This is a genomic window from Fulvivirga imtechensis AK7, assembly GCF_000331535.1.
GTDB classification, from domain to species: Bacteria; Bacteroidota; Bacteroidia; order Cytophagales; family Cyclobacteriaceae; genus Fulvivirga; species Fulvivirga imtechensis.
The window spans coordinates 1-15388 of the sequence record NZ_AMZN01000025.1 but is presented as its reverse complement, the minus strand read 5'-3'; the positions used below and the strand labels follow the sequence as shown (position 1 = coordinate 15388).

Sequence of the window (15388 nt, the reverse complement as noted above, 5' to 3'; positions counted from 1 at the left end):
AAGTATCTTAATACTGAACCAACCAACAAATGTTTACACAACAAAATTTAGGGAAAACATTAGGTAATTTTAAAGACCGTGTTGCCATTGAAGAAAATGACCTATCGATTTCTTATTTAGAACTTCTTGAGCGGGCAGATAAAATTACTGCATATTTATTGAAGTATGGATTACCCGCTCAATCTAAAATTGGCATCTGCACTAAGGACATAATTGATTTGATAGTGTGCATGGTTGGCGTGGTCAGGGCAAGATGTGTATTTGTGCCATTGGATATTTCTCTACCGCGGCAGCGCTTTTCTCATATTGTAAGTGATGCCAAGTTGGATGCGATTCTAACGTCAGAAGTAAGGCTAACCGTAAATATACCCAACGCTGTTTTCACCACTTCGCTCGCGAATATTTTAAAAGAAGAAAACCAAGGTGAGGTTAGACAGGGTATAGATTATCACGAGGATGACGATCTCTATATCTACTTTACATCAGGGTCGACAGGGGAGCCCAAGGGTATAATAGGAAAAAATAGCAGTTTATGGCACTTCATACAGTGGGAAATAGATACATTCAAGATTCCGTGTGGATATCGCTTTAGTCAATTTATATCACCTTATTTTGATGCGTTTCTCAGAGACGTTTTTGTGCCATTAATGAGTGGTGGAACTATCTGTGTTCCCCCAAAAATGGATGATTTCTTTACCTCAAACAAGCTGCGGGAGTGGATAGATTCAGAGCGGATTGACTTTATCCATTGTGTACCAAGTGTATTTCGGATTTTCAATGAAGAAGGTTTGTCGGAAAGGAATTTTATGGATTTGAAGTATGTGCTCATGTCAGGTGAAAAGATCGTGCCTTCTGAATTGAGACGGTGGTATGAAGCTTTTGAGGACAGGGTACAATTGGTCAATCTATATGGTGCTACTGAAGCAACTATGATCAGTTCTTATTATCCAATTCAACCTTACGATGTATCGAAAGCTAAGATTTCTATTGGTAAGCCTATTGCAGACACAGAAATGGTCGTACTGGATAAAAAAAATGAGCCCTGCCGCCATCTTATCACAGGTGATCTGTACGTGATCTCCAACTATTTATCCAAAGGTTATCTCAATAAACCTCAGCTTACTGCAGAAAAATTCATAAAGCTAAACCAGGGAACATCCAACGAGAAAATAGCTTTCAAAACCGGAGACAGGGCTCGTGTCTTGCCTGATGGTAGTATAGATCTCTTGGGAAGGGAGGACCGAATGGTAAAAGTCCGGGGTATACGGATAGAATTGGACGAAATAGAACGTACTCTTGTAAAATCTAAATGGGTAAAAAATGCAGTGGTCGGATATGATGAAAAAGCTGACTTACTTATATCATTCGTTGTTGTAAAAAATGGTGCGGCTCATGCTGACGTTGGCGAGAAGATAGAACAGCACTTAAAAGATCACCTGCCGGTTTATATGATTCCATCCAGCATCACTATAGTTGATAAATTTCCCCTATTGAGCAATGGGAAAATTGACTATATGAAATTGCTTCAAAGCAAAAAGACTGAACATATAATACAGCCTGCCGATGAGTTTGAAAAAAAGATACATGGCATTTGGAAAGAAATATTGAATGCAGATATTATTTCTACAGACAAAAAATTTCATCACGCAGGTGGAAACTCCTTAAGCATGATGCGATTAATACCCCGTATGTTTACAGAATTCGGCATACGTGTGGCGTTAGCAGAGCTTTTTATGAATTTGACCATTCAAAAGCAGGCAAGACTGATAGAGAAGAAGCTTCGAGCGTCAGATAGTGTTAATATACAACCTGAAGCCCCGACTGATGAAAATCCGTTCATTTTAAGTGATATAAAAAAAGCAGATCCCAATTCTCATTATCCTCTTTCTTCCTCACAAAGGCGATTATTCTTTTTGAGTGAATTCGACAATACTTCTGTGGCCTATAACATTACCCAGGTGGTAAAGCTTGAGGGAGAACTTCATATCCAAAAATTGGAACTGGCATTAGAGAAATTAATATCCCGGCATGAAAGCTTGCGAATGTCCATAGAAATAATTGATGAGGAAGCCGTTCAAAAAATTAATGAAGAGCTTTCATTTTCAATTGCTCACTACACTGTAGCCAAAGAGCATAATGCCGATAGAGTAATTCATGAGTTTGTTCGTCCTTTCGATTTGAGTGAAGCACCCTTATTCAGAGTAGGTTTGATCAAATTTGCGGATCAGGAGCATCTATTAATGATAGATATGCATCACATTATTACGGATGGTATATCTCATGGAGTTTTGATCAGAGATTTTATGTCCTTATATCAAGGGGAAGAGCTCTCGCCATTACGTTTACAATACAAAGACTACGCAAATTGGCAGCAGGATATTGAGCAGAGAGAGTTATTAGAGGGGCAAAGGAAGTTCTGGAGAAAGGAATTTGAGGAGGAGGCAATCGCGCTGGATCTGCCTATAGACTTTCCCAGGCCGGCAATTAAAAGCTATAATGGAAATAGTAAATATTTTTCATTGGGTAAGAGTGAAAGCAAAGCCATAAAAAAATTGGCAGATCAAACTGATACTAGCATATTTATGGTGGTATTATCTTTCTATTACATACTTTTAAATAAATTAAGCGGGCAGGAGGATATTACCATTGGGACTTCTATAGCAGGAAGGTATCATCGGGATTTGGAAGGTGTAATAGGTATGTTTGTAAATACCCTTGCGATGCGTAACCATCCAAAGGGAGATCTGAGCTTCCTCGACTTTCTTTCAAAGGTGAAAGCAAAGACATTGAAGTGCTTTGCAAACCAGGCATATCCTTACGAAAAACTGGTTGGCGAGATCCATGGCCCCCGGCAAACGAGTCGAAACCCCTTATTCGATGTTATGTTTAATTTTGCTAATTATGAGCAGGAGGAGCTAATAATACCGGGACTTAAAATCACACCTTATGATAATGGACAAAACATGTCCAAGTTTGACCTCACTCTTACAGCTTCTGAATACGATGATCAATTGCATTTTGATTTTGAATATTGCACTGACTTATTTAAAGGCAATACTATCGATTCGTTTATTGCTTATTTCAACAAAATAGTGGTGGAAGTAGTTTCAGATGTCAATAAGAAGCTATTTGAGATTGATATTATATCTGCCGATGAGCGCCAACAGTTGTTAATGAGTTTCGATGAGACCGAGATTGATTATCCAAAAGGAGAGACGATTGTAAGTCTGTTTGAAGAACAGGTGGAGAAAACACCTGAAAATGAGGCATTAGTCTTTAGAGGTCAATCATTGAGTTATCGGGGTTTGAATACTCGGGTAAATCAGTTAGCCCATTACCTGATAACACAAGGTGTTCAGCAGGAGGAACCGGTGGCTTTGCTCGTAGAACGGGGTACGGAGATGGTGGTAGCCATGTTAGCAATACTGAAGGCGGGGGGCTGTTATTTACCTATTGATCCTGGCTATCCGCATGAAAGAATTAAGTATATGCTCCAGGATAGTGGTGCTAAGTTAGTCCTAAGCAATATGGAATCCCTGGCTTTAAAAGAGATAATGGAGCGGGTAACAAATACAAGTGTAGTTTCCCTAAACGACACGGAAAGCTATAGTAGACAGAGTAGTAATCCAGGTCGGAAGATCATGTCTAACAACTTGGCCTATATCATTTACACATCGGGAAGCACTGGCAAACCTAAAGGGGCGCTGATAGAACATGAAAATGTTGTTCGTTTACTATTCAACGAACAAACTCCTTTTGATTTTACTGCGAAAGACGTTTGGACCTTATTTCACTCTTACAGTTTTGATTTTGCAGTTTGGGAACTTTATGGTGCCCTGCTTTACGGGGGTAAAGCAGTAGTTATTCCTGAAGATATAACCAAAAATCCATCTGCTTTTCTTCATGTGCTACAAACAGAGGGAGTAACCGTGTTAAACCAAACACCATTGGCCTTTTATCAGCTTTTGGAAGAGGAGCAGCATCATCCAAAAAACTCCTTGGCGTTGCGATACGTCATTTTCGGTGGACAGGCATTACAGCCAATTCAACTAAGAGCGTGGCGGGAAAGACACCCGGAAGTAACTCTTGTAAATATGTACGGCATTACTGAAACGACAGTACATGTGACTCATAAGGAACTTACAGATAGTGACATAATCAATAATAGTAAATCTATAGGCAGACCGTTGCCTACATTGGCTGTTCTTGTGTTAGATGATTTCCTCCGTGTTCAGCCATATGGTGTTAAAGGAGAACTGTATGTAGCAGGAGCTGGAGTAGCCAGAGGCTACTTGAACAAGCCGGAGTTGACCTCAGAAAAATTTATAACCAATCCTTATAAGACAGGCGGGCGACTTTATAGAACCGGAGATTTGGCACGCTGGCTGCCTGATAACAGCATTGAATACCTGGGCAGGATAGACCACCAGGTAAAGATCCGTGGTTTCAGGATAGAACTAGGTGAGATTGAGAGTCAGCTTACCACGCATGAAGCGATCAAAGATGCAGTAGTACTGGCTAGTGAAAGAGAAGAAGACCAATATTTGATAGGTTATTATGTCTCAGAGGAAGAGCTTTCAATTACGGATATCAAGAGTCATTTGTCAAAAAGTCTGCCTAAGTACATGCTTCCCACTTTCTATGTTCATCTGAAGAAAATGCCGCTTACATCCAATGGAAAAGTGGATCGGAATGCACTGCCTGACCCTGAGATTAATTTGGGAGAATATATAGCACCATCCAATGGAACAGAAAAAGCTCTGGTAGAGATTTGGAGTGAAGTATTGAAAGTGGACAAGGAACAAATAGGCATCAACCGCAATTTTTTCGATCTCGGTGGAGATTCACTCAAAGTGATATACATGGCTAATAAGCTGAAGAAGAATTTTCATATCAAATTTTCCATTGTTGGTATTTTTAACAACCCTACTATATCATCTCTGGCACAACTGCTTGATGGCACTTTGCAGAATACAAAGGCCATGGAGACCCGTACAAAAGAGGAAGCCGATATAAGGGATGAAACCCTGGAGTTACTAAAAATGCGATAACCAGAGAAAAACTTGAGGTAAAGCAATAAATTAAAAGACATGGATAACTACACAGGGTTGGAAATAGCTGTTATCGGCTTATCAGGCAGATTCCCAGAGGCGGACAATGTTCAGCAGTTTTGGAATAACTTGATAGATGGTAAAAACTCTATTGCAGAATTTAGTGATGCAGAATTACTCGAAGCAGGGGAGAGTGAAAGGATGATCAAAAACCCACACTACGTAAAGTTTGGATCTTACCTGAAGAATAAGAAGTATTTCGACTCTTCTTTCTTCGACTACAGGCCTGCTGAAGCAGAGGTGATGGACCCACAGATTAGATTATTTCACGAATGCTGTTGGGAAGCCCTGGAGGACAGTGGTTATTCAAATAACAGTAAAAACGAGAAGATAGGCCTTTTTGCCAGTGGGTCACCCAGACTCCCCTGGAAACTATATGCCCTACTAAAGGGTGCTGAGGATCAGGCCATAGACGATCTGTCTGCGCAACAGTTAAGCGGGATTACATTTCTTAGTTCGCTAATATCCTACAAGCTGAATCTTGGAGGGCCGGTTATGTTTCTGCAGACAGCCTGCTCTTCTTCTTTGGCTGCCATCCATCAAGCATGCAATAGTATATTACTTGGTGAGTGCAAGATAGCTTTGGCCGGTGGTGTTACGGTTAATAATTTTTCTAAGAAGGGCTATTTACATGAGGACGGTCATATACAATCTGCTGATGGTAAGTGTTGTCCTTTCGATCATAAAGCCTCGGGTACTATATTTGGTGAGGGAGCCGGAGTAGTAGTGTTGAAGCGTCTCAGAGATGCTCTGAAAGATCAGGATAATATTTACGCTGTTATCAAAGGATCTGCTATTAACAATGACGGAAATAAAAAAGTGGGTTATACGGCTCCAAGTGTTAGCGGCCAGGTAGAAGTTATTTCTAAAGCCATTCGAAATGCCAAAATAGAACCAGACTCCATTAGTTATGTTGAAGCACATGGTACCGGTACTAAACTTGGCGATCCTATAGAGATTGAGGCCCTAAGTCACGCTTTCCGACTTTCCGGTAGCAAAAATAACCAATACTGCGCTTTGGGTTCGGTAAAATCAAATGTTGGACATTTGGATGCTGCATCCGGTGTGGTAGGGCTAATTAAGGTTGTAATGGCTTTAAAAAACCGTCAATTACCGGCTACACTGCATTATGAAAAACCAAACCCCAATATTGAACTTGAAAACTCTCCTTTCTTTATCAATTCTCAGTTGAGATCATGGAGATCATCATCTTATCCTTTAAGGGCTGGTGTAAGTTCTTTGGGCATAGGAGGTACTAATGTCCATGTTATTCTAGAGGAGGCTCCAGACAGAAAGCCTTCCTCAGAAGGCAGACCTTACCAGCTATTAACCCTATCAGCTAAAACAATTACCTCCTTAAGAGGTAATATAAAAAAGTTGCAAAAACACCTGGAAGAACATCCTGAAGAAAAGCTGGCTGATGTGGCTTATAGCTTAAATGCATGCAGGTCCACATTTGACAAAAAAGCGATTTTCGTTTGTGATAACAGGGATGAAGCCATAAGATTACTTTCAGTTTTTGATGAGAAAAAAGCTTTCAAAGTTGGATCAAAAGGTAAAAATACAATTGCCTTTATGTTTCCTGGACAAGGAGCTCAAAGCAACAATATGTACGCAGAGCTATATGCCTGTGAACCTACCTTTAGAGAGGAGGTCGACAAGTGTTTCAGTATTGTTCAGATGTTTTCATCCAAAAAATTTCAATCAGTGCTTTTTTCTGCGTCAGAAAATCGGATTCATGACACTGAATATACTCAACCCATACTGTTTATAGTCGAATACTCACTGGCCCGTCTGTTAATGAGTTGGGGAGTCAGACCGGATATTATGATTGGGCACAGTATAGGTGAATATGTAGCAGCATGTCTGGGAGGAGTATTTTCCTTGGAAGATGCCCTGAAATTAGTAGTGAAGAGAGGGGAACTAATGCAACAGATGTCAAAGGGTAACATGTTAAGTGTTATGATTCACGAAGACAAACTGGCCCTCTACCTGGAAAAACACCCTCAGGTGTCGCTGGCTGCGGTCAATAGTCATTCGTCCTGCGTGATTTCCGGTCCTTTTACAGCCGTGGAAAGATTTAAGGAAACTATAGAACGGGAGGGCTTCGTTAGCAAGGAACTTCAGACCTCCCATGCCTTTCACTCGCACATGATGGATGATATTCTTGATAATTTTGAGCAGGTAGTAAAGCAGGTAGAGCTAAAGCCCCAGGAAATACCCTTTATATCCAATCTTACCGGAAAAAAGGCATCAGATAAACAAATTTGCAATCCAAAGTATTGGGTCGATCACCTTCGCCAAACCGTAAGATTCTCAGATGGTATAAGTGAGATCATGAGGCAAGAAGAAGTATTGTTTGTAGAGATTGGTCCCGGAAGGGCTCTAGGATCTTTTGTAGGGGCCAGTAACCTAAGAAAAGAAGGACATGTAGTAATTAATATCAATGGTCAATCGAAGAGAAACAACAGTTTGCAGGGTATTTTGACTGGACTGGGTAAACTGTGGTCACATGGCGTTATACTGGATTGGGAAAGCTTTTACCAACATGAAACGCGTCATGTCAAGTCGCTTCCAACCTATACTTTTGATCGGTCTGTTTATGCTGCAGACGTAGATCCTGAACGTATGATTGAAGGGATGATCACTGATAAATCTTTGGTACGCAATCCTATCGATAATTGGTACTATACACCTACATGGAAGCTCTCATCAGTCATTCCCTGGGAGAATGGTTTGGAAGCTGGATGGTGTACAATAGTTTTTGAAGATAAATTCGGAGCTGGGGAATCAATTATTGAAAATTACCGACAGCGTGGAGAGAAAGTGATAAGTATAAGGGCCGGTAAAAAATATCGTCAGACGGCCGGTGATTTTTATGAAGTTGACCCTGAAAACAAGGAATCATTTGCTCAGTTGTTTGATCATTTAGCAACTATTAACCTTTTGCCAAATAGGATTGTATATTGCTTGAGTGTTACTGAGGAAACAGCAAGCCCGCTTGAGAAATTGAGACCCAGGGATTTGAATTTTTTTGGTCTTATGCACACCTTTCAGTTAGCACAGCAATTCAGAAGTGATCTGAAGGAGATTGTAGTACTGACGGCAGGGATGTATAACATTACTTGTCCGGGAGAAATCTCATCAATTCCTAACTCTGCGATCATTGGGTTGCTAAAAGTAATAGGGCAGGAGTATCCGACAATCACTACCGGGCAGATAGACATTTCTATATCAGAGCTAACGAATGCTTCGTTTAAGCAGGAAATATTTACGGAGGTCAATTATCCTGTGCCGGGGAAAATAGTTTCCTATAGAAGTGGGTGCCGATGGACCCGGCACTATGACATGCTATCTGTGGAAAACAAAATTTCTAATCAGGTATTCAGGAAACAGGGTATTTACCTTATTACAGGCGGATTAGGCGGATTTGGTTATACCATGTCTAAATACTTGGCAAGAAACCATCAGGCAAAGTTAGTATTACTGGGAAGAGAGCGTCTGCCGCGGAGACCTGATTGGCCAGATTTGTTAAAAAGCAATACAATTTCAGAACGGATTAAAGAAAAAATAAGAAAGATTAGCTCAATTGAAAGTGAAGGGGGTGAAGTGGTGTATTTTGAATGCGATCTTTCCTGTGCAGATCGCTTTTCCGAGGTTATAGGAGAAGTGGGAGTGAAGTTTGGTAAATTAAATGGTGTTTTTCATGCAGCCGGTGTTACTAGTGGCCCTTCGATAAACTCACTTGACAAGTTGGAAAAAGCTGATTTTGAAACGCAATTTCACTCTAAGGTAGATGGATTGTTTGTATTGCATGAAGTATTGAAAGACAAGGAATTGGACTTTTGCCTCCTAACATCATCACTGGCTGCTATTCTTGGAGGACTTGGATTTGGTGGGTATGCTTCTGCTAGTGTCTTCATGGATTTTTTTACCAGCATATTAAGAGGACATGGATTACTAAAGAATTGGATTTCTATAAACTTTGATGGTATAAATTTTGAAGAGGAGTGGAGCGAAATGATCAACGAGCACGAGCTTCCCGCAGTAGTTGAACGTCTCATTTCGTTAAAGGCCCTGCCTCAGTTGGTGGTATCCACTAAAGATCTTCAAACGAGATTAGATGGTTGGGTCAGCAAGATAACACAGAGTGAAGGGGGGCGGACGTTAGGAGATGTACAGGTTGATGAGTTAGAAGATCAGGAACTTTCAGATACAGAGAGAAAGCTGTTAAAAACATGGATGAATTTCTTTGGAAAGACAGACTTTGGATTAGATGATGATTTCTTCGAAATAGGTGGGGATTCACTTAAGGCGCTGACATTAAATGCCCGTATAAGTAGAGAGATGAATATAAGTCTATCTCTTTCCGATTTCTTTGACCAACCAACTATAAGAAGTCTGGCAGCGTTCATTTCACAATCACACGAGCTTGAATCAGTATCAAAAGATCCGATTGAACCTGCTTTGGAAAAAGACCACTATATCTTGTCTCCTTCACAGAAGCGACTCTATTTTCTCTATGAATTGGATAATACTTCACGGGCTTATAATGTACATCAGGTACTTAGGCTGGAAGGAAAACTAGATAAAGATAAGTTGATCGGTGCTTTCCAAAAGCTCATAGATCGTCACGAAATTTTACGCACATCTTTTCATATGATAGACGGGCAGCCTGTACAAACAGTTGAAAAAAATGTTCATTTTGAGATCGCGTACTTTGAGGCATTGGAAGAAAAAGCAGAGGCTATCATTCAAGAATTCATTAGACCATTTGATCTTAGCCAAACTCCATTGCTACGCACAGGTCTGATTAGGTTATCCGATGAAAATCATTTGCTAATGGTGGATATGCATCACATTGTGACGGATGGTGTTTCGCAAGGGGTACTCATTCGTGATTTTATGGATTACTATAGTAATGTACAGTTGCCACCGCTTCAACTGCACTATAAAGACTTTTCCGAATGGGTCTTACTACAGCAGGAGTATTTTGGCAGACAAAGAGATTTTTGGAAACAAGAATTTGCCGAATATGCAACGGCTCTGGAACTCCCTACAGACTATCCCCGTCCTGTCACGAAATCTTATAAAGGCAGCAACAAATCTTTTTTGATCGGGGAGGAAGATACCAGGAAAATAAAGGCACTTGGTGAAGCAGAGGGAGCCACTTTATTTATGACAATGCTTTCGATCCTAAATGTATTTCTTGCTAAACTTAGCAATCAAAGCGATGTGACTGTTGGCACTGGCGTTGCAGGGAGAGATCATGCTGATCTTGAAAACATTATGGGCATGTTTGTAAATACTTTAGCCATTCGAAACTTTCCTAAAGGCAACAAAACTTTTAGAATGTTTCTATCTGAAGTAAAAAAGAAGACGTTGGCTTGTTTGGAGAATCAATCCTTTCCTTATGAAGCACTTATAGAAGAATTGAGCCTGCCAAGAGACACCAGCCGCAATCCACTTTTTGATGTAGCACTTACGTTTCAAAATTTCGAACAGGAAGAACTGGTTATTCCCGGACTGAAGCTTCAGCCATACGATTACACTCGTGATGTTTCCAAGTTTGATATTGAACTAACCGTGGGAGAGCTAAATGGGATGCTGTACCTCGATTTTGAGTATGCCACAGATTTATTTACTGAGCGTACAATTGATAAATTTGTATCTTATTTTCAGCGTATTGTGAAGGTTATAATAGAAGATCCTGATCAGCAAATTTCTCAAATTAAGATCTTATCAAGGGAACAGCATCATGAGCTGCTTTATGAATTTAATACTACTACATTTGACTATTCTTCAGACAAAACAATCATTGATCTCTTCACTGAGCAGGTTTCTATAAATACAAATAAGACAGCCGTCTCCTTTTTTCCGAAAGCATTAAGTTATCAGGAACTGGATGAAAAATGCACCCAAGTGGCTGTACAACTAAAGACCATGGGTATAAATTCTGATCACCTTGTGGGGGTGTTACTGGAACCTTCTGAGTTGCTATTGGTTTCCGTTTTAGGCGTATTTAAAGCAGGAGCTGCTTTTGTGCCAATAGATAAGAGTTACCCCTCGGCTCGTATTAATTATATGGTAAAAAGCAGTGGGTTAAAGGCACTTATTACTACATCAGAACTACTAAAAGCTGTTACAGATATTTCAGAGCATCTTCCTCCTGAAAATATCCTGGATCTAGAGGCTTTAACATGGAATTCCATTGAGCAGAAAATAGATTTGCCGAAGGTCACACCTGATGATCTGGCCTATGTATTATATACTTCAGGTTCCACCGGACATCCGAAAGGTGTTATGATCACTCATGGTTCTTTGTTTAACTACCTCAGTTGGGCCAGGGATACATATATTAGAAATGAGAAATGCCAAATGGCCCTGTTTAGTTCCATCTCATTTGATCTTACTATAACCTCCATGTTCTTACCATTGGTGAGTGGTAACCATTTGCATGTATACAAAGCAGAGGAACAGAGTGCACTTATAAGGCGCGTAATTTCCAACAGGAGTGTTGATGTAGTAAAGCTTACACCAGCCCATTTAAGAATGATAAAGGAAATGGATTTGGATCTGACTCATGTCAAACGTTTTGTAGTGGGAGGTGAGCAGTTAAGTACTGATTTGGCGGTGACCATACAGGATAGAGGAAGTAAGTCACTGGAAATATATAACGAATATGGACCTACTGAGGCTACTATTGGCTGTATTTTACATAAGTTTAATCGCAAGGAAGATAATAAAAGAAGCAGTGTGTTAATAGGTAAGCCAGCACCAAACACCAGGATCTATATATTGGATAGCGAGTTGCAGGTTTGCCCACAAGGAGTGGCAGGTGAAATATATATTGCAGGTTCACAAGTTACAAAAGGCTATATATTTTCAGAGGAACTCACAAGAATGAGTTTGATCGAAAATCCGTATAGTAATGGTGAACTGATGTATAAGACGGGTGATCTTGCTCGATGGCATTCTGATGGGAGCATAGAATTTTTGGGGAGAGTGGACGATCAGGTAAAAATACGAGGCTACAGAATAGAACTTGGAGAGATAGCGAGCCAACTGTCAATGCATGAGAAAGTGCAGGACGCAGTGGTGGTTACTAAAGAAGGTGGAGAAGACAGTTTCCTTGTTGGCTACTATGTAGCCAAAGAACCAGTGGACTCAGAAGATCTCAAAGAGCATCTGGCACTGCAACTACCGGAATACATGGTGCCTAATCAATACCTAAGGCTGGAAAATATGCCATTGACATCAAATGGCAAAGTGGATCACAAAGCATTACCCGAACCGGAAGCAGCAACCAAGGAAGATTATGTGGAGCCAAGAACTAAAGAGGAACAAATACTTTGTGATGTTTGGGCTAAAGTATTAGGTAAGGAGAAGCTGAGCATTACAGATGATTTTTTTACAATAGGAGGGGATTCCATCAGATCAATACAAATATGCTCAAGAATGAAGGGTGAAGGATACAGACTCACTGTCAAAGACATCATTACATGTCGAAACATACAGTCTCTATCCTTGGTGCTAAAAGCTCAGGTAGGTGAAGGTAAGAAGCAAGAGACAGTTACCGGCTCTGTGCCATTGACAGGGATTCAGCATTGGTTCTTCGAGAGACCCTTAAAGGCAAGGCATCACTTCAATCAGGCAGTGTTACTAAGCTTTCCTGAAAAGGTCACCGAAGCAGATGTGAGAGAAATCTTCACTAAAATACAATCTCACCATGATGCGCTTAGGATAACCTATAAGATCTCGGAAGGTACAGTCGGTCAGTATAATCATGGCCTAAATTATCCATTGTCAATTATGCAATGGGATTTGACAAATGAAGAATTTACTGAAGAACAGTTCATGACGGTATGCAACGAGTTGCAATCGAGTATCAACCTGGAACAAGGTCCGCTGATGAAGCTGGGTCTGTTTGATCTGGTTAGTGGTAGCCGGTTGCTGATCGTGATACATCATTTAGTCGTTGATGGTATTTCCTGGAGAATTCTTTTCGATGACATTGAAACATTGTATAAACAAATAAGGAGTGGAGAGAAACTCACTCTTCCTCAAAAGACTGATTCCTTTTTGTTATGGGCAACTAAACTTCAAGACTACATGAAGAGTGACCGGTATAGTGAGTCAGTTTTCTATTGGAATACAATTTTAGATAAACCGCAGATAGCTATAACAAAAGATTATCCTGAAGGAACCAATACTACAAGTGATATTGCTATTAAAGGTTTTATACTTGACAAAGCATTAACTAATAAGTTATTGAGTCAAGTTAATAGACCGTTTAACACACAAATCAATGATATCCTGCTTGCGGCTTTTTTGTTGAGCGTACAGAAACATTACGGACAAGGAGCATTACGTGTTGACCTGGAAGGGCATGGGCGTGAAGAAATTTTAGAAGGAGTAGATGTGAGTAGAACAGTTGGTTGGTTCACCAGTATCTATCCGGTACTATTAGAGCACGCTGAGGACGGACTGTTGTCGCTAATTAAAACGGTTAAGGAGAGTTTAAGGAAAATTCCAAATAATGGAATTGATTACTTAATCGGTCAATACATGGGTTCAGACATAGTTTCATCGGAAGGTTCTATCATCAGCTTCAACTACCTGGGGCAGTTTGATAGTGATACTGAAGACCGTATTTATAAGGTGACTGAAGAGGCGACAGGAAATACTGTATCAGTTAGAGAGGAACGGGTGTACGTTTGGGATATAGTAGGTATGATAACAGGAGGGCAGTTGCACCTGCAACTATCTTATAGTAATAACCAATATAAGGAAGCCACGATACATGGGTTCATGACAACCTACGAAGGCACGCTTGAGTCCTTGATCGACTTTTGTTCAAACTACGACAGAAAGGTGCTTACACCATCAGACCTTACCTTTAATGATCTTAGTATGGCTCAGTTAGACAATTTGCAGGATCAGTTTAAAATTACAGATGTTTATCCCTTGTCGCCAATGCAGGAAGGGTTGTTGTTTCATGCTTTGTTAGACGAGCAGGCAGAACACTATTTTAATCAATTAAGTTATCGCCTCTGTGGAGAGATAAACATCACTTTCATTGAGCATAGCCTGAATGAAATTATGAGCCGTTATGATATTCTTCGAACAATATTTCTTCACAAGGAATATGACCGTCCTATTCAGGTAGTGCTGAGTAACAGAAAAGGAGATTTTTCCTTTCAGGATATACGAGAAGAAGTATTAGAAAGTGATAGAAAGACTGTAGTACAAAAATATCGTGAACTCGACAGGTCTGCGAAATTCAGGTTGAGTAAGGATGTATTGATGCGGGTGAAGGTGTATCAGACCGGAGATGAGGATTATGAGTTTATCTGGAGTTTTCATCATATACTTATGGACGGATGGTGTGTGAGTATAATAGTAAATGAATTCAACTTGCTTTATCAGAATTTTCTTGATAGAGGAAAAATTTCCCTACCGGCCGTGCAGCCTTATTCAAGATACATTAACTGGTTAGAAAAAAGGGATAAAGAAGCTTCAGTCAATTACTGGAAAAATTATTTGGCCGGATACAGCAATCTGGTATCTCCTCCTTATAATAAGCCAAAATCTAAAAATTTCAGGCTAGATACATTGTCATTGATTCTGGATGAAATAGAGACAAATTCTTTAAAACAGATTTCAGCTACTCACGGTGTTACTATAAACTCTATCATACAGTGTGCCTGGGGAATTTTATTAGCCAAGTATAACAACACCAATGATGTTGTGTTTGGCTCGGTTGTATCAGGCCGACCTGCAGAACTGGATGGCATTGAGAATATGGTAGGACTGTTTATCAATACCATACCTGTAAGAATCAGTTATGAGGATGATACGATCAAGGATTTATTGGAAAAAGTACAAAGGAATGCAACAGAGGGTGAGATGTATCATTATTTGCCGTTATCTACCATACAGGCGGTCAGTGGATGGGGAGCAGCTCTAGTGGATCACATTTTGGTTTTTGAAAACTACCCGGTTACTGATGAAATAGAAGGAATGGATCTGGAGAAGGGAACAGGTAGAGTTGTCGACTTAGAAGTGTTTGAGCAAACAAGTTATGATTTGTCTCTTATTGTAATGCCAGGTGATAATATTAATATAAATTTCGACTACAATGCCAATAGGTTTAGTGCTGAGACAATAGAGGGAATGAAAGACCACTTGGCTACCGTAATTGAACAAATTGAAAATTACAATCAACGCGTATCAGAGATTGATATTTTATCCTTTGAAGAGCGTGAGCAACTTCT

Annotated in this window: 2 protein-coding genes; both read left to right on the top strand. The window is 40.1% G+C overall.

Annotated elements, in window-relative coordinates:
• Nucleotides 1-29 precede the first annotated feature (29 nt).
• Nucleotides 30-5051 (top strand): non-ribosomal peptide synthetase, encoded by a 5022-nt coding sequence (locus C900_RS07465; RefSeq protein ID WP_009579113.1) that lies wholly within the window; start codon nucleotides 30-32, stop codon nucleotides 5049-5051.
• Nucleotides 5052-5090: 39 nt separating this feature from the next.
• Nucleotides 5091-15388 (top strand): hybrid non-ribosomal peptide synthetase/type I polyketide synthase (locus C900_RS07460; RefSeq protein ID WP_040496073.1); only part of this gene is annotated, 10298 nt, incomplete at its 3' end.

Bases quoted from the DNA above. Each gene is read 5' to 3' on its own strand.
- C900_RS07465 (WP_009579113.1), top strand. From the start codon at position 30: ATGTTTACACAACAAAATTTAGGGAAAACATTAGGTAATTTTAAAGAC.